The sequence below is a fragment of the Pseudomonas sp. M2 genome (assembly GCF_015751845.1).
Classification (GTDB): domain Bacteria; phylum Pseudomonadota; class Gammaproteobacteria; order Pseudomonadales; family Pseudomonadaceae; genus Aquipseudomonas; species Aquipseudomonas putida_E.
On the sequence record NZ_JADOUD010000001.1, the window covers coordinates 581,454 to 597,408 of the forward strand.

A 15,955-nucleotide genomic window follows, 5' to 3' on the forward strand; every position below is an offset into this window, starting at 1 on the left:
GTCCGGCACAGACAGCCAGTTCCGTGCCAGTTCCACTCTGGCCCTCTGGCCTGCGGCTTTGACGGTGCCGACAAGCCAGCAGCGATTCACAACTGAACACTTTCGCTGAACACCTGAACAGTGGCGGGTTTGACAATGAACAACGGTGGACGACACTCAACAGCGGTCGGCTGATAACAACAATCACACAGGACAGGCCCATGGCCACCGCCACTTCGACCCATGCCCAACTGATCCAGGCCTCCTGGGCGCGCTGCCGCGATCACGGCCTGCAGCCACAGAGCGCCCCCGACTTCGATTGCCTGACCAAGGCCGAACTCAGCGCCCTGCTGGAGCGGCGCCAGGCACTGTTGCAACACACCCGCGATGGCGTGCTGCCGCAGTACGCGCACCTGCTGGGCAATGCCAGCTACCTGGTGATGCTCGCCGACGCCAACGGCTGCCTGCTCGAGACCTGGGGTTCGCGACGCTTCGTCTGCCCCCAGCACCAGCACGGTTTCAGCGCCGGCGCCCACTGGCACGAACGGGGCGTGGGCACCAATGCGCTGGGTACCGCGCTGGTCTGCGCCGAGCCCGTCCATGTTGGCCAGGACGAACACTTCCTGCGCCAGAACCGCTACATGTCCAGCGCCGCAGCCCCGCTGTACGATGCCCTGCGGCAACTGGTCGGGGTGCTCGATGTGGCCAGCGACGGCTACCTGCCGGCCACCCAGACCCTCGGCCTGGTGCGCATGATGGGCCAGAGCCTGGAGAATCGCCTGATCCTTGCGCAGCATGCCGAACAGCACGCCCAATTGCTGTTCAACAGCGCTTGCGACAACCTCGACAGCCCCTGGGCCGGGCTGCTGGTATTCGATGAGCGTGGCCAGGTACTCGCCGCCAATCATCGAGCCGACAGCCTGCTGGGCGGCAACCCGCTGCAACAAAACGTCGAGCAACTGTTCCAGATCCCCTTGTGCCAGTTGCTTGCCCACCCCCAGCAGCAACCCTTCGCTTTGCAGGCAGCCGGGCGCAACCGCTTCCACTGCCAGTGGCAAGCCCCCCGGCAAAGCCACCCGCGCTCAGCGCTTGGCAGTGGCGACCCACGCATGGAAAAGGCCCTGGCCCAGGCCAGCCTGATGCTGGAAAAAGACATCCCGCTGCTGGTCCAGGGTGAAACCGGCGTCGGCAAGGAAGTCTTCGTCCAGGCCCTGCACCGCGCCAGCAGCCGTGCCCGCCAGCCGTTGATCGCGGTCAACTGTGCGGCGATCCCGGCAGAGCTGGTGGAATCGGAGTTGTTCGGTTATGACAAAGGCGCCTTCACCGGCGCTCATCACAAGGGCAACCCCGGGCTGATCCGCAAGGCCGACCAGGGCATCCTGTTCCTCGACGAAATCGGCGACATGCCGCTGCCGACCCAGGCCCGCCTGCTGCGCGTGCTGCAATCGCGCAGCATTCAGCCTCTGGGCAGCGGCGAACCGGTAGCGGTGGATATCCGCGTGGTCTCGGCAAGCAATCGGGACCTGACCGAAGAGGTGCGTGCGGGGCGCTTTCGCCAAGACCTCTACTACCGCATCGCGGCAATGGCGGTCGTGTTGCCGGCGCTGCGCGAGCGCACTGACCGGCGAGCATTGATCGAGCGCATCCACGCACGTTATCGCGACCCTCACCAACCCCAGCGCTTGGGGCAGCCTATCCTCGAGCTGCTTGACCGCCACCCCTGGCCGGGCAATGTGCGCGAGCTGGTGAGTGTGATGCAGGTGGCGCTGGCGCTGGCAGGCGATGGGCCGGTCGGCGTCGAACATCTGCCTGGGGTCTTTCTGGCTGAAACACAAGGGCGCCCGGTGGTGAGCGACTGCAGTGACGATGAGGCGGACCTGCAAAGCCTGCTGAAACGGGCCAATGGCAACCTCTCGGCCGTGGCCCGGAGCCTGGGGATCAGCCGAACGACACTGTATAAACGCCTTCGCGAGCAATGACCGGGGGCCGACAGCCGATTCGGCTGCCCGGGCCCTGAAGTCAGCCGGACCCGCTGCCCGCACCGCCTTTTTCGGCCGGCATTCCCGCCCTGATCGCCCGACAATATCCCTACAGCCCAACCCGCAAGTTGCAGGGAGATGCCATGACCCGCTTCATCGATGTGCAAGACCTCGCCCGCCTGGTCAACCGCAAAGGCTTGGCCAGCTGCCTGGTGGAGATGGCCGAGTACATTCGTCAGGACTACCTGCGCTGGCACGATTTCCAGAAGTGCCCGCGCCTGGCCAATCATTCGGCGGACGGCGTGATCGAACTAATGCCGGTTTCCGACTCCAGCCGGTATGCCTTCAAGTATGTCAACGGCCACCCGAAGAACACCCGCCTCGGCCTGCCCACGGTGATGGCCTTCGGCGCCTTGAGCGACGTCGGCTCCGGCGCGCCGCTGCTGCTCAGCGAGATGACCCTGACCACAGCGATGCGTACCGCCGCCACCTCGGCACTCGCCGCCCGCTACCTGGCGCGTGAAGACAGCCGCAGCATGGCGCTGATCGGCAACGGCTCGCAAAGCGAATTCCAGGCCATCGCCTTCAAGACCCTGCTGGGCATCGACGAGATCCGCCTGTTCGACATCGACCCTGCAGCCACGGCGAAGCTGGTGGCCAACCTGACGGGCCGCCCAGGGCTCAAGGTGATCGTCGCCCACAGCGTCGCCGATGCCGTGCGCGGTGCCGATATCGTCACCACGGTCACGGCGGACAAGACGTACGCGACCATCCTCACGCCGGACATGATCGAACCGGGCGTGCACCTGAACGCCGTGGGCGGCGACTGCCCGGGCAAGACCGAGCTGCACCGCGACATCGTCGAGCGGGCCCGGGTGATCGTTGAGTACGAGCCGCAAAGCCGGGTCGAAGGCGAAATCCAGCAAATGCCGGCCGATTCGCCGGTCTTCCCATTCTGGCAGGTGGTCGCAGGCCTTGTTCAGGGCCGTGAAAACGCCGACCAGGTGACCCTGTTCGATTCGGTAGGTTTTGCGCTGGAAGATTATTCGGCACTGCGCTACGTGCTCGATACAGCGCTCACGTTAGGGATCGGCCAGGATATCGGGCTGGTGCCGGTGCTGGAAAACCCCAAGGACTTGTATGCACTGCTGCAGCCTCGGGTGGTGGCGGTTCGTTCAGTGCACCGGGCCGACAGCGCCTGCGCCTGACGGACCTTGGGCTGCTACGCAGCCCAATCGCCGGCGCGTGAGGACGATCACCCGATAACCGCCTAACCTGTCCATGCCCCGCCGTCAAAAAAGAAGCACCTCGCATGGACACCAAGGACGCCACCTCTGCCCCGCTGGACCGCATCGACCAAGCCATCATCGACATACTGCGCGTCGATGGCCGCATCACCTTCGAAAAGCTCTCGACCCTGGTGCATCTTACTCCGCGCCCCTGCCTGGAACGCGTACGCAAGCTGGAACGGCGCGGCGTGATCCGCGGTTATGGCGCAATCATCGACCCGCAGAAGCTCGCACCAGGGCTGTCACTGCTGGTACTCGTAGCCCTTTCCAACCTGCGCGGGCGGTCCGCACAAAAGGCGTTCGAGGCAACCATGCTGGCCTGCCCTGACGTTCATGAATGCCAACTGATCAGTGGCCATTTCGACTACAGCTTGCGCGTGCGCTGTCGTGACATGGAGCACTATCGGGTGCTGAGCGAAAGCTGGATGAACGACGACGCCCTGCACATCGACAAGCTGGTGGCCCACCCTGAACTGGCTTCGGTCAAAAGCATCGCCCCGCCGCCCTGATCGGGCAGAAGTTGGCAGGCCGATTGCTAACACCCTGCAGGTATTGGCAAATGCCGGCCAACGGCGCATCACCTCAATCTGCAGCACGCACCGAACTAGAGCCTGGCAAGCCGAAATGCCCCACAACTGGTCAGACCGGTAAGGCCAAAAAACCTTGCATATTCGGATTTTTCGCGCTTTTATGACTTCGCGCTGAACAAACCGGTAAGACCACAAAAATAAATAAGTCCTGCGCTCTTTCGCCCCGTGCGGCACCGAAGCAAGGACACCGATCAGAGATCACTCCCATGCTCAAATGGTGCTCGCGTTCGATCTTCCTGCAAGTTGTGCTCGGCCTTGCCCTCGGCATCGCCTGCGGCCTCAGTTTTCCCGACCTTTCCCTGCAGCTCAAACCCCTCGGCGACGGCTTCATCAAGCTGATCAAGATGCTTATCGGCCTGATCGTCTTCTGCGTGGTGGTCAGCGGCATTTCCGGTGCCGGCGACCTGAAGAAAGTCGGGCGCATCGGCCTGAAATCGGTGATCTACTTTGAAGTGTTGACCACCATCGCCCTGGTGATCGGCCTGGTGTTCGCCTTTACCAGCGGCATCGGCAGCGGCGCCAACATCCACCTGGATCAGCTTTCTGCTGCCGACGCCAGCGGCCTGGCCGAGCGCGGCCAGCATATCCATGGCGCCACCGCGTTCTTCATGGACCTGATCCCCACCTCCGTGGTGGGCGCCTTCGCCGACAACAACATCCTTCAAGTCTTGCTGTTCTCGGTGCTGTTCGGCAGCGCGCTGAACCTGGTGGGTGACTCGGCCGCCGGTATTTCGCGGTTGATCAACGAACTCAGCCACGTGATTTTCCGCATCATGGGCATGATCGTGCGCCTGGCGCCGATCGGCGTCTTCGGCGCCATCGCCTTCACCACCAGCAAATATGGCCTGGAGTCGCTGCAGCACCTGGGTGGCCTGGTAGCGTTGTTCTACCTGACCTGTGCGGGCTTCGTGCTGATCATCCTGGGCACCGTGATGCGCGTGTCGGGGCTCAAGTTGCTGCCTTTCATCAAGTACCTGCGCGAAGAGTTGACCATCGTCCTGGGCACCGCTTCCTCCGATGCCGTATTGCCGCAGATCATGCGCAAGCTCGAGCACCTGGGCATTGGCAGCTCCACCGTTGGCCTGGTGATCCCGACCGGCTACTCGTTCAACCTTGACGGCTTCTCCATCTACCTGACCCTGGCCATCGTGTTCATCGCCAACGCCACCGGTACGCCGCTGGCGATGACCGACCTGCTGACCATCCTGCTGGTGTCACTGGTGACGTCCAAAGGCGCTCACGGCATCCCAGGCTCGGCACTGGTGATCCTCGCCGCCACCCTCACCGCCGTGCCGGCGATCCCGGTGGTAGGCCTGGTGCTGGTGCTGGCAGTGGACTGGTTCATGGGCATCGGCCGGGCGCTGACCAACCTGATCGGCAACTGCGTGGCTACCGTGGCCATTGCCCGCTGGGAAAAAGACATCGATCTGGAGCGTGCGCAGAACGTGCTCGATGGCAAACCCGGCTTTGCCCATGCACCGCGCAAGCAGCCCAACGCCCATCAACAGGAATTCTGAGCCCACGTGGCCGGCGCTGACGCCGGCCCTTTCAGGAGAAAACCGTGATCAGCTCATCGACCGTCGTCAACTCAGTGGTGGAAAAACTGCGCCAGGCCCTGGCCCGCGGCCAGTGGCGCTCCGGCGACATGCTGCCTGGCCAGCGCGAGCTGGCCGAACAATTGGGCATCAGCCGCCCCAGCCTGCGCGAAGCCGTGACCGTGCTGGAGACCCTCGGCCTGGTGCGCTCCATGCCGGGCAAGGGCGTACTGGTGCTGGATGCCGAAACGGCCGTGCTGGAGCCAGGCGTCGACAGCAGCGCTGCGGCGAGCCTGGCCGATGTCCTGGAGCTGCGCTACACCCTCGAACCGTTCATCGTCGGCCTGGTGGCGCAATCGGCCAACAGCCAGGACATCGGCCAGCTACGCCTGACCCTGATGGACATGCGCGAAGCGCTGGATGCCGATGACAGCGATGCCGGGGCCAAGGCCTACATCGCCTTCCACGAGGCGCTGTTCGCGCTGACCACCAACCCGATTTTCCAGAGCGTGGTACAGCAGACCGGCAATGCCCTCAAGCAAAGCGCCAACATGCTGCGCAACTCACCCGAACACCTTGCTGCTCGGCTCAAGGAAAACGAAGCCGTGGTACGCGCCATTCGCGACCGCAACAGCGCCCAGGCCAGCGCCCAGATGCGCCAGCACATCCTTGCCGAAGGGCAGCGGATGGGCATCGAACTGAACATCCCGGATGACCATCCGCGCCAATGACCCCAGGAGAGCGACCATGACCGCCTGCGCCCACGCCGCCCCCCACCTGCCTGCCCTGCTCGGGGCCGGCGAAACCCGCCTGTCGGCCGAGCAGATCTACCCCCGCCTGTTCGACGCGATTCTCGAGCAGCGCTTGCCACCCGGCAGCCTGCTGCCCGAGCAGGCACTGGGCAACGCCTTCGGCGTCAGCCGCACGGTGATCCGCCGGGTACTCGGGCGCCTCTCGGACCAGCAAGTGGTGGTACAGCGCCCCAGCCACACCGCGCACCTGGCCGCCCCTGATCCACAACAGGCGCGCCAGGTGCTGAGCGCCCGGCGCCTGGCCGAAACCACCCTGATCAGCCTGGCAGCGCAACGCGCGCGGCCGGCGCAGATCCGCCAACTGCGTTCGCTGGTGGAGCGCGAGCGCCAGCACCACGAGCGGGGCGAACGTTGCGCGGCAATCCGCCTGGGCGGCGAATTCCACCTCAAGCTTGCCCAGGTGGCCGCCAATGCACCGCTGGCACGTTTTCTCAACGGTCTGGTGCCGATGACCTCACTGATCATCGCCCGCTATGAATCGCCCTGCTGCGACCACTGTGCCTGGCAAGAGCACGCGGCGATCATCGATGCCGTGGAGGCTGGTGACGCGGCAGCCGCGCTTGCACTGATGGATGAGCACCTAGACCGCCTGGAAGAAAAACTCGACCTCGCCTGACAGGGCGCATGCGCAGCCGATCACCGGCCCTATACTCGGTTAACCACCCAGCCTCGAAACCCGGGAGGCGGTCGTGTGAACCCACGCATCCTCGTGCTGCTCTGCCTTCTGCTGGCCCTCGGCGGCTGCGCCGGCAAGCGCCCGCCTGCCCCGCCACCGCCCGCCGTGCTGACCCCCGCCGCCTGGCAACGCATCGACCAGGAACTGATCGATGCATCGGTAGGCGCCGCAGGCTCGGCCAACGACTATGCGCGGCGCTCGATGCGGGTATGGAAAGAACAGGTACAGCAACGTACCGAAAGCGACTTCATTCCCTGGTTCACCGGTTACTGGACCCAGCAATGGCTGACCCTCAAGGTCGCCTGGTACAAGCTCAACAGCGGTGAGGGCCGCGAGCCTGCGGAAAAACGCCTGGCCCTGTACCTGCAGGAACAGTACCAGAACCGGGTGATCGAGCCGGTGGCCGAGCAGATCAACCCCGAAGTCATCCGCGACCGCGCCTGCGAGTTGTACCTGCAACTCTTTGGCCAGCAACTGCCGGCCATCATCCAGCGCTACAACGCCCCACCCGATCAGCTCAGCCAGCGCCTGAACCGGGTCCCGGCCATTGCCCTGGGGCCGCCGCCGGCGCGCAACGCCAGCCTCTATCAATTGCTCAAAGCCAAGCCGCTCGATCAGCAACCCGCCTGGCTCGCCCTGCGCGACCACCTGCACCGGCAAGCGGCCAAGGGCCCCGGGCAGACCGACGTAGGCCTGTCGTCGGTGGCCACCCGCGCCAGCGAGAAGCTTGGCGCCACCCTGGCCCCTCGCGGCATTGCCAGCGCAGTGGCCAGTGCGGTAGGCAAGGTGGCCGGGGCAATGATCTCGGTGGCGGCGGCAGGCTACGGCATGATCACTCATGATCGCGATCACCCGGAGATGGTCGAGCAATTGCGGGTGATCCTCAACGTGGCGCTCAATCAGGAATGGCAAGAATTGATGGAGAACCGCCAGAGCGGCGCCATGGCGGGGGTGTACTACCTGTCAGGGCAGGTCGAGGACAGTTTGCTGGCCAGTGCGCCGCGGCCAGTGGACCAGGCAGTGCAACCGGAACAACCTGCGCGGCAGGAACCCTTGTTGATTCGCCTGCCGCCATAGCGGTACCGACACCCTCAGGCGGTGGCCATGGCCGATGCCGGCAACCCGAATATCCGGTCAAACGCCCAGTTGTAGGCAAAGGTGTAGCAAGGCACCAGGATGATAAAGGCAAGGTCCACCAGAAACGCCTCGACCAGGCTCATGCCCAGCCACCAGGCAATCAGCGGGATCAGGTACACCACCAGGGTCAGCTGGAAACCGACAGCATGCACCACCCGCCGCGCCACGCTGCGACCGCGCTTGGCTTGGCGGCTCTCCCAGTACTCGAACAAGCTGTTGTAAATCAGGTTCCAGAGCATGGCGATGGTGGTGATCATCACCGCCAGCGGTCCAGTATGCGAAGCCTGAGTATCGGACAAGTAAGCCAGCCCCAGCGTCGACATACACAAGCCAATCAGCTCGTAGAAAGTCACGTAGACCAGTTTGCGTTTCAGTCCCTGCACGGGTTTACCTCATGTGGAATCAAGCGAAGGGCGAAAGGATGCTTCAAATTTATTGACAGACAAAGTCGGTAGCTTTCAGATTCACTGATAGGAGGCCGACATGAACTTTTCCAGCGACAACATCCAGCTGTTCCTCGCCGTGCTCGACCGGGGTTCGTTTTCCGCTGCGGCACGCACCCTTGGCCGGGTACCATCCGCTGTCAGCATGGCCATCGGCAACCTTGAAGCCGAACTGGGCTACCCCCTGTTCGAGCGCGGCCCGCGCGAGGTTCACGCTACCGCCCAGGCTTTGGCCCTAGAGCCACACGCCAGGCTGATCGCCGAGCAACTGGGGCTTCTGCAAGTGCACGCACTGGAGCTGTCGCAAGGGCTGGAAAGCAGCCTGACCCTCGCCGTGGTCCCGGATATCGATCAGCGCCCGCTGTTTGCCGCCATCGCCAGCCTGGGCGAGCGCTACCCGCTGCTGGACATCCAGCTGCTCAGCGCCCCGCAGGAAGACGCATTGCAGTTGCTCGACAGCGGCCGTGCCGACCTGTGCCTGGCCTTCGCCGGCCTGCATGTCGATGCCCGCCGGGGGTTCCAGCACATTGGTACGCAATCGCTGGTTGCCACCCTGTCACCGGCGCACCCGGCACTGCGCGACGGGCGCATCCGCTACCTGGAAGACCTGATCAACGTGCGCCAGATCCTGGTGCGCAGCCGCGACCTGCCGCTGGCCGACCCGCGCGCGCTGATCGGCGCCACGCACTGGTCCACCGACAGCTTCGACTTCGCCGTGCAAATGGTCGAAGCAGGCCTTGGCTGGGGCGATTTGCCATTGGCCAGGGTGGCGCCGCTGATCGAGGCAGGGCGCCTGGTGCGCCTGCGTTTTGGCAATACCCGCAACGAACTTCAGTTGCCGATTCACGCCTTCTGGCGCAGGCAGCAACCGCTGCGCCAAGCGGCGCGTCTGCTGATCGAACAGCTAGCCAACTGCTAGCGCACCGTCCGTCGAAATCGCCTCAGCCTGATGACGTAAGTGCTTCAATTTTTTAAGAGATTTGCCGATATCAGAGTGGACAGGCCCATCGCGCCACAAGCGCGCAGTGCCCTTCCCTCCATGGCTCAAGGTCTCGAAACATGAACCTGAAATTTCGCCACAAAATCCTCCTCAGCGCGTGCGGCGTGGTGGTACTGGCTTTTGCCCTGTTCACGCTCTACAACGATTACCTGCAACGCAACACCATCGCCCAGAACATCGAGTCGTCGGTGCAGCAGTCCGGTGCGCTGACTGCCAGCAGCGTGCAGAACTGGATGAGCGGGCGCATCCTGGTGCTGGAGAACCTGGCACAGGACATTGCTGAACAAGGGGCCGGCGATACCCTGGCCGGGCTGATCGAGCAGCCGTCCTACACGCAAAATTTCCTGTTCACCTACCTGGGCCAGGCCAATGGTGTGTTCACCCAGCGCCCCAACGCCCAGATGCCGGCCGGTTACGACCCACGCCAGCGCCCCTGGTATGGCGCCGCCGCAAGCGCCGGGCAGACCGTGCTTACCGCCCCTTACCAAGGCGCCGTCGGTGGCCTGATGGTGACCATCGCCACGCCGGTAAAGCGTGACGGCGAAATGCTCGGAGTGGTCGGCGGCGACCTGACCCTCGATACCTTGGTGCAGATCATCAATTCGGTCGACTTCGGCGGCATCGGCCACGCCTTCCTCGCCGACAGCAGCGGCCAGGTGATCGTCAGCCCCGACAAAGACCAGGTGATGAAGAACCTCAAGGACATCTACCCAGGCGCTGGCTTGCGCGTGGAGCCCGGCATGCAGGATGTCACCCTCGATGGCCAGCAGCGGTTGATCTCCTTTGCCCCGGTGGCGGGCTTGCCGTCTGCCCAGTGGTATATCGGCCTGTCGATCGACAAGGACAAGGCCTATGCCGCATTGGGCCAGTTCCGCACCTCGGCGATCATCGCCATGGTCATTGCCGTGGCGGCCATCGCCGGGCTGCTGGGCTTGCTGATCCCGGTGCTGATGCGCCCGCTGACCACCATGGGCCGCGCCATGCGCGACATCGCCGAAGGTGAAGGCGACCTGACCCGCCGCCTTGACGTGCAGCGCAAGGACGAGTTCGGCGAGCTGGCCACCTCGTTCAACCACTTTGTAGAACGCATTCACACCTCGATCAGCGAAGTTTCGTCGGCCACGCGGCTGGTGCACGACCTGTCGGAAAAGGTGGTCAACGCCTCCAATGCCTCGATCATCGGTTCCGAAGAGCAGAGCATGCGCACCAACAGTGTCGCTGCGGCCATCAACCAACTGGGTGCCGCCACTCAGGAAATCGCACGCAACGCTGCCGACGCTTCGCAGCACGCCAGCGGCGCCAGCGAGCAGGCCAATGGCGGGCGCGAAGTGGTGGAAGAAGCGATCAACGCCATGACCGCCCTGTCGCAGCGCATCAGCGAATCCTGCGAACAGATCGAAACGCTCAATGCCAGCACCGACGAAATCGGCAAGATCCTCGACGTGATCAAGGGCATCTCCCAGCAGACCAACCTGCTGGCGCTCAACGCCGCGATCGAAGCGGCCCGTGCTGGTGAAGCCGGGCGCGGGTTTGCCGTGGTCGCCGACGAGGTTCGCAACCTGGCGCACCGCACCCAGGAATCGGCGGAAGAGATCCACCGCATGATCACCAGCCTGCAGGTCGGCTCGCGTGAGGCGGTGCACACCATGAACACCAGCCAGGTGTCCAGCGAACAGACCGTGCAGGTCGCCAACCAGGCCGGTGTTCGCCTGGCCAGCGTGACCCAGCGCATCGGCGAGATCGACGGCATGAACCAGTCGGTGGCCACCGCTACCGAAGAGCAGACCGCCGTGGTCGAGAGCCTGAACCTGGACATCACCCAGATCAATGCGCTCAACCAGCAAGGGGTAGAGAACCTCAACCAGACACTGCAGCATTGCGATGCGCTGGCGCAGCAGGCCGGGCGTTTGAAGCAACTGGTGGGCAGCTTCCGCATCTGAGGGGATGTGCCGGCACGCTCGCCTTCTGCAGGGGATGAGCGTGCCGGCGCTGAAGCTCAGGCAGTTATAACCTAATAACGAACAAGTCTATTTGGCTATATAAACTACCTATATGCTGGCACCCATCCGATCACGGGCAAAGCTGGGCAGTCGAGTAGCGTATGGATGTAGGTTCTTTCGGTTTCACCATAGCCGGGCTGGTTGTGGGGTTCATCGTCGGCATGACCGGCGTCGGTGGCGGTTCGCTGATGACGCCGATCCTGCTGTGGTTTGGCATCAGCCCGGCCACCGCTGTCGGCACCGACCTGCTCTACGCCGCCATCACCAAGGCCAGTGGCGTGTGGGTGCACAGCCGCAACAAGAACATCGACTGGAGAATCACCGGCCTGCTCAGCCTGGGCAGCGTCCCGGCAGCAGCGCTGACCCTGTGGTTCCTGAGCACCCTGCACACCGACACCTCGGCGCTCAACGGCATCATCAAGCAGGGCCTGGCGGTGGTATTGATCCTCACTGCGCTGGCAATCCTGTTCAAGTCGCGGCTGCAAGCGTTCGCCAACCGCCATGCCGGTGACCATTACCAACTCAGCGACCGTAGCCTAAACATCCTTACCGTACTCACCGGCGTGGTGCTGGGTGTCATGGTCACCCTCACCTCGATCGGTGCCGGCGCCCTGGGCACCGTGGCGCTGTTTTTGCTTTACCCGTTCCTGGTCACCCGGCGCCTGGTGGGCACCGAGATCGCCCACGCGGTGCCGTTGACCCTGGTCGCAGGCCTGGGCCACGCCGGCATGGGCAACATGGACTGGTCGCTGCTGGGTTACCTGCTGCTCGGCTCGTTGCCCGGCATCTACCTGGGCAGCCACCTCACCGGGCGGATCTCCGACCGCGTGCTGCGGCCCTGCCTGGCGGGGATGCTGTTGCTGATCGGGTACAAGCTGGCGTTTTGAGGGAAGGATTTGGCGTGAGACGGGTTGGCCGGCCCTCACGCCATCACAAGCCACACCTCACCCGAGCCGCAAGCGCCATCGCCCGGTAAAGCTCAGTTGCACACGCGACAAAGGCAGCACATCAATCTGCCGATGGGCAGCCAGGGGGCAGCCAAGCACCTGCACCAGCACCGCACGAATCACCATGGGATGGGTCACCGCCACCCACTCGCCCGGTTTATCGAATGCCGCCAGCCACCCCGCCATGCGCTGGCACAGCTCGGCAAACGACTCACCACCATGCGGCGCACTGTGCGGGTCGTCCAGCCACAACGCCAGCGCCTGCGGTTGCTCAGCCTGCAACTGCTTCAATGCCAGCCCGTGCCAGCACCCCAGGTCGCAATCGGCCAACGCTGGCTCGACCTGCACCGGCATCGAAAACCCTGCCGCCGTTGCCCACGCACGCCGCTCCGGCGCGGTCAGCATGCGCGTTTCAGGCGCCACGGCGAACGGCTGGGCGTGCAGCGGCAAGATGCCGTCGTCAGGGCGGTGCAAGCGCCCGGTCTTCTGGGCCGTGGTCAGGGCATGACAGATCAAGGTCAGGTGTACGGCTTTCACCAGGCGGCTTCTTTGCGGGGGACGGCCGACTGGTTTAGCACGCCGAGATTATTTTTTCCGCAACAATGTCGCAGCCCAGGAGGAACACTACGTTACGATGGTCAGTCCAAATTAGGCGAAATGCCACTAGAGCCGACCCGAATGCCAGCCAGTCCCTCCTCCCCCAGCACTTTGCTGCTTGCCCTGCGCGAAGGCACCCGCGACTGCCATAAGTCGCTCGAAGCACGCCTGCCATTTTTTGCAGCGAACTTCGATGCCGCTGCCTACAGCCGGCTACTGCAAGCCTATTACGGGTTCCACGCCCCTCTCGAAGCCCGGCTGGGCGATTATCAGGAACCCGTGAGGGCCAAGACACCGGCTCTCACTCTGGACCTGCAAGCCTTGCACCTGAGCGCCGCCGACATCGATGCCCTGCCCCTGTGCCAAGCGCTGCCTGCCATCAACGATGAGGCAAGCGCGCTGGGTGTGATGTACGTAATGGAAGGCTCGACCCTGGGCGGCCAGGTACTCAAAAAGGCAATGTCCGAACGCCTGGGTCTCGACCCGGCCAGCGGCACAGGTTTTTTAGATGTATACGGTGCGCGGACCGGCAACTACTGGCGCAGCTTCCTCGACCGCCTTGGCCAGGCCTCGACAGCACCTGCAGCGCAGGCCGCCACCGTGCAGGCGGCCATCGAAACATTCCAGTGCTTCGAGCGCTGGCTTGGGCAACGCAACGTGCTGAACCAAAAACCCGGCTAAAGAGGCCTGCTCGCTCTGACCCTGTCGCCGGCAAGCCGGCGATGGGGCCCGCTCAGGCAAACAGCTGCAGCAGCACCCACCCCGGCACCAACCCCGCCAGCCCGACCGCCAGCCGCGGCCAATACGGCAACAGCACGACCAGCAGCATTGCCCCCAGCGACATCATCGCCAACCAGGCCACCGGCGCCATGGCCCAGCCCCAGGCCTGGGCACAGAGCAACAGGCTGATCATCAGTGCCAGCCAGCCAGCGCCACGCAGCACCACGCGCAATGGCCGCGGGCAAGCCCGCTGCCATACCTGCTTGTAGTGCCGCTCCAGGCCTTGGCAAAGGCCAAGCATGCCGGCATAGGCGAACAGCGTGCCGCCCGCGATCAGCATCATCATGCGCCTGCCTCCACGCTGCGCCCTGCCTTGCGTGCAAGCGGCGCCGGCTCGGCATTCTGCACGCGCCACGCCACCACACCGAGCAATACCCCCAGCACCAGTGCGCAAGCTGCCACGCCCAGGCGCAAGGCATCCGCCAGCCCACCGAACAGCCCAAGGCCCATGCACAGCAGTGCCGTCAGTCCCAACTGCTCCACCCACGCCCGGCGCGCAGGCCTGATACCCGCATGCAACAGCGCCAGCAGCCATACACCAAAGAACGCCCGCACCTCCCAGGCTTCGCGCTGTACCAGCTCGACCGGCAGCAGGCGGCTGGCCCAGAGCAAGCCGGCACAGGCCAGCAGCAAACCGGCAACGAAACCGACATTGCACACCTCGGCCACCCGGTACCAACGCCGCGCCGACAACTGCGCGCTGGCGTACTTGCGCCCACGCTTCACGCAAAACAGCACCAGGCCACTGGCGATCATCACGCAGCTGATAACGCCACAAACGAAGTACAACCAACGCATCGGGTACCCGCCAAACTGGGCAAAATGCAGGCCGACCATGACCCGCTGGGTCAAGGGGGCCGCACGCCACTCGGTCACATCGCTGAGCAACTGGCCGCTTACACCATCGAATACCATGGCCTGCCCCTTGGACAGGGCGATGCGGTTACCCAGTTCAGGGCGGACCTCGATACGTGCCCCGGCAGTGTTGGGATTGCGGATATTGAAACCGCCTATGGGCCCCAAGCGTGCCTGCGCCTGGGCCAGTAGCGGTACCACATCGGCCAGCTCCGCGGGCTGCCTGGCCATGCCCCTTGGCTGCTCCAGGCGGACGTTGCCCTGGGCCTTGAAGTAGGCCCGGTTGTCCCCGGCGAACAGCGCATCGACACCTGCAGGAATGTAGATGAGCATGAAGATCACAAGCCCCGTGTAGGTGATCATCAGGTGGAATGGCAGCAACAGCACTGCACTGGCGTTGTGAAAGTCCAGCCAGGAGCGCTGGCCCTTGTTCGGCCGGAAAGTGAAGAACTCCTTGAAGATCTTCTTGTGGATGACAATGCCGGTGACAAGCGCCGCCAGCATCACCAGCGCCAGTGCACCGACCACGAAGATGCCCCAGTTGCGCGGCAGGTCGAGGGTGAAATGGAAGCGGAAAAAGAAATTGCCGCCGACACTGTCGCGTACCTCGATGGCCTCGCCCGTCTGCGGGTCGAGCTGTACGCCGCCGCCATGGCGCCGCTCACCGGTAGACACCCGCAGCCCGGGCGAACGATCGGTGGGCAGGCTGACGCCCCAGTTGCCGGCCTGCGGCTCATGGGCTTGCAGGTAGGCAATGGCGCGCCGCGCGGCATCGGCCTGGGTCACTTCACTGGCCGGGATTTCCGGCTGCATCCAGTGGTTCAGTTCTTTGTCGAACACCGCCAGGGTGCCGGTGACGAAGATGGCGAACAGCAGCCAGCCGAAGATCAGCCCGCCCCAGGTGTGCAGCCAGGCCATCGATTGAGTGAAGGTGTTCTTCATGCCAGCCACTCCAGCGCCTGAGGCCAGAAGCCGATCAACGCCAGGGGCGCAGCCAGGGCCAGCGGTAGCCAGGCGCGCACCGCGTCACGGCTGGCAAAGGCCCATAGGATGGCTGCGGTGTAGAAAATGAAGGCCGGCAGGGTCGCGACGATGACTGCATCGGCAGGTGACAGCGGCAATAGCCGGGCCAGGCAGGCGCTGGCGGCATAGGTAAGCGCGTAGCCGCCCAACAGCGCGGCGCTGCTGCGCGAGAGGATCTGCAACCAGGCGGTTTTAGTGTTCATTGGGGTATTTCCTGGTAGTCACATCGAGGCAAGCCCGCTCCCCCAGATACTCCTCTTCGCTTGCGCCCGTGGGGTATCTGCAGGAGCGGGCTTGCCCCGCGAATGGGCCG

At 64.2% G+C, this 15,955-nt stretch carries 16 protein-coding genes; 11 read left to right on the top strand and 5 right to left on the bottom strand.

All coding sequences use genetic code 11. The features are described from left to right. The first annotated feature begins 200 nt into the window (after positions 1-200). The 7 genes from IWW33_RS02890 to IWW33_RS02920 all read left to right on the top strand — a co-directional run bounded on the left by IWW33_RS02890 (position 201) and on the right by IWW33_RS02920 (position 7,937). Positions 201-1,958, top strand: a complete 1,758-nt coding sequence (locus IWW33_RS02890) for a sigma-54-dependent Fis family transcriptional regulator (RefSeq protein WP_196914187.1) — start codon at positions 201-203, stop codon at positions 1,956-1,958. A gap of 143 nt (positions 1,959-2,101) precedes the next feature. After that, complete coding sequence (locus IWW33_RS02895; RefSeq protein WP_196914188.1) at positions 2,102-3,166, top strand: ornithine cyclodeaminase; 1,065 nt, start codon at positions 2,102-2,104, stop codon at positions 3,164-3,166. Positions 3,167-3,270: 104 nt separating this feature from the next. Continuing rightward, positions 3,271-3,756, top strand: a complete 486-nt coding sequence (locus IWW33_RS02900) for an Lrp/AsnC family transcriptional regulator (protein WP_046787921.1) — start codon at positions 3,271-3,273, stop codon at positions 3,754-3,756. Positions 3,757-4,043: 287 nt separating this feature from the next. After that, a complete protein-coding gene (locus IWW33_RS02905; RefSeq protein ID WP_046787920.1) occupies positions 4,044-5,354 on the top strand; it encodes a C4-dicarboxylate transporter DctA in 1,311 nt (436 codons plus the stop codon). Between the two features lie 44 nt (positions 5,355-5,398). Then, positions 5,399-6,103 (top strand): FadR/GntR family transcriptional regulator, encoded by a 705-nt coding sequence (locus IWW33_RS02910; protein WP_046787919.1) that lies wholly within the window; start codon positions 5,399-5,401, stop codon positions 6,101-6,103. A 16-nt stretch (positions 6,104-6,119) separates the two neighbouring features. After that, entirely contained in the window at positions 6,120-6,800 is a 681-nt protein-coding gene (locus IWW33_RS02915) for a GntR family transcriptional regulator (protein WP_046787918.1), read from the top strand. Between the two features lie 75 nt (positions 6,801-6,875). Next, on the top strand, positions 6,876-7,937 hold the full coding sequence (locus tag IWW33_RS02920) for a hypothetical protein (protein ID WP_012313629.1): 1,062 nt from the start codon (positions 6,876-6,878) through the stop codon (positions 7,935-7,937). Between the two features lie 14 nt (positions 7,938-7,951). Here IWW33_RS02920 and IWW33_RS02925 read toward each other — a convergent pair whose 3' ends face one another. Beyond that, on the bottom strand, positions 7,952-8,380 hold the full coding sequence (locus IWW33_RS02925) for a PACE efflux transporter (RefSeq protein ID WP_012313628.1): 429 nt from the start codon (positions 8,378-8,380) through the stop codon (positions 7,952-7,954). 100 nt (positions 8,381-8,480) lie between these two features. Between IWW33_RS02925 and IWW33_RS02930 the strand changes: the two genes are divergently transcribed. From IWW33_RS02930 to IWW33_RS02940, 3 genes are all read left to right on the top strand, one after another. Then, on the top strand, positions 8,481-9,359 hold the full coding sequence (locus IWW33_RS02930; RefSeq protein ID WP_196914189.1) for a LysR family transcriptional regulator: 879 nt from the start codon (positions 8,481-8,483) through the stop codon (positions 9,357-9,359). A gap of 140 nt (positions 9,360-9,499) precedes the next feature. Further along, entirely contained in the window at positions 9,500-11,380 is a 1,881-nt protein-coding gene (mcpA, locus tag IWW33_RS02935; protein WP_115275379.1) for a methyl-accepting chemotaxis protein McpA, read from the top strand. A gap of 161 nt (positions 11,381-11,541) precedes the next feature. Beyond that, positions 11,542-12,327, top strand: a complete 786-nt coding sequence (locus IWW33_RS02940; protein WP_012313625.1) for a sulfite exporter TauE/SafE family protein — start codon at positions 11,542-11,544, stop codon at positions 12,325-12,327. Positions 12,328-12,384: 57 nt separating this feature from the next. On the opposite strand, the gene IWW33_RS02945 is transcribed toward IWW33_RS02940, so the two are convergent. Next, positions 12,385-12,924 carry a histidine phosphatase family protein gene (locus IWW33_RS02945; RefSeq protein WP_196914190.1) on the bottom strand — a complete coding sequence of 180 codons (540 nt, stop codon included), beginning with the start codon at positions 12,922-12,924 and terminating at the stop codon, positions 12,385-12,387. A gap of 141 nt (positions 12,925-13,065) precedes the next feature. Between IWW33_RS02945 and IWW33_RS02950 the strand changes: the two genes are divergently transcribed. Beyond that, the gene (locus IWW33_RS02950) at positions 13,066-13,665 is read left to right on the top strand and encodes a biliverdin-producing heme oxygenase (protein WP_196914191.1); all 600 of its coding nucleotides are present in this window, start codon (positions 13,066-13,068) and stop codon (positions 13,663-13,665) included. Positions 13,666-13,717: 52 nt separating this feature from the next. Here the strand turns inward: IWW33_RS02950 and IWW33_RS02955 are convergent, their stop codons facing one another. The 3 genes from IWW33_RS02955 to IWW33_RS02965 are packed head-to-tail and all read right to left on the bottom strand — an operon-like array spanning position 13,718 to position 15,845. Further along, on the bottom strand, positions 13,718-14,050 hold the full coding sequence (locus IWW33_RS02955; RefSeq protein ID WP_046787912.1) for a DUF3325 domain-containing protein: 333 nt from the start codon (positions 14,048-14,050) through the stop codon (positions 13,718-13,720). After that, entirely contained in the window at positions 14,047-15,561 is a 1,515-nt protein-coding gene (locus IWW33_RS02960; protein WP_196914192.1) for a PepSY-associated TM helix domain-containing protein, read from the bottom strand. Before IWW33_RS02960 ends, IWW33_RS02955 begins: the two co-directional genes overlap by 4 nt. Then, positions 15,558-15,845: an iron transporter gene (locus tag IWW33_RS02965; RefSeq protein WP_161871180.1), complete on the bottom strand. Its 288-nt coding sequence runs from the start codon at positions 15,843-15,845 to the stop codon at positions 15,558-15,560. Before IWW33_RS02965 ends, IWW33_RS02960 begins: the two co-directional genes overlap by 4 nt. Positions 15,846-15,955 lie beyond the last annotated feature (110 nt).

What these genes read in the sequence shown, in the direction of transcription:
- IWW33_RS02915 (WP_046787918.1), top strand. Translation starts at nt 6,120, where the DNA reads ATGACCGCCTGCGCCCACGCCGCCCCCCACCTGCCTGCCCTGCTCGGG.
- IWW33_RS02965 (WP_161871180.1), bottom strand. Translation starts at nt 15,845, where the DNA reads ATGAACACTAAAACCGCCTGGTTGCAGATCCTCTCGCGCAGCAGCGCC.
- IWW33_RS02955 (WP_046787912.1), bottom strand. Translation starts at nt 14,050, where the DNA reads ATGATGATGCTGATCGCGGGCGGCACGCTGTTCGCCTATGCCGGCATG.
- IWW33_RS02900 (WP_046787921.1), top strand. Translation starts at nt 3,271, where the DNA reads ATGGACACCAAGGACGCCACCTCTGCCCCGCTGGACCGCATCGACCAA.
- IWW33_RS02950 (WP_196914191.1), top strand. Translation starts at nt 13,066, where the DNA reads ATGCCAGCCAGTCCCTCCTCCCCCAGCACTTTGCTGCTTGCCCTGCGC.
- IWW33_RS02960 (WP_196914192.1), bottom strand. Translation starts at nt 15,561, where the DNA reads ATGAAGAACACCTTCACTCAATCGATGGCCTGGCTGCACACCTGGGGC.
- IWW33_RS02930 (WP_196914189.1), top strand. Translation starts at nt 8,481, where the DNA reads ATGAACTTTTCCAGCGACAACATCCAGCTGTTCCTCGCCGTGCTCGAC.
- IWW33_RS02895 (WP_196914188.1), top strand. Translation starts at nt 2,102, where the DNA reads ATGACCCGCTTCATCGATGTGCAAGACCTCGCCCGCCTGGTCAACCGC.
- IWW33_RS02890 (WP_196914187.1), top strand. Translation starts at nt 201, where the DNA reads ATGGCCACCGCCACTTCGACCCATGCCCAACTGATCCAGGCCTCCTGG.
- IWW33_RS02940 (WP_012313625.1), top strand. Translation starts at nt 11,542, where the DNA reads ATGGATGTAGGTTCTTTCGGTTTCACCATAGCCGGGCTGGTTGTGGGG.
- mcpA (WP_115275379.1), top strand. Translation starts at nt 9,500, where the DNA reads ATGAACCTGAAATTTCGCCACAAAATCCTCCTCAGCGCGTGCGGCGTG.
- IWW33_RS02905 (WP_046787920.1), top strand. Translation starts at nt 4,044, where the DNA reads ATGCTCAAATGGTGCTCGCGTTCGATCTTCCTGCAAGTTGTGCTCGGC.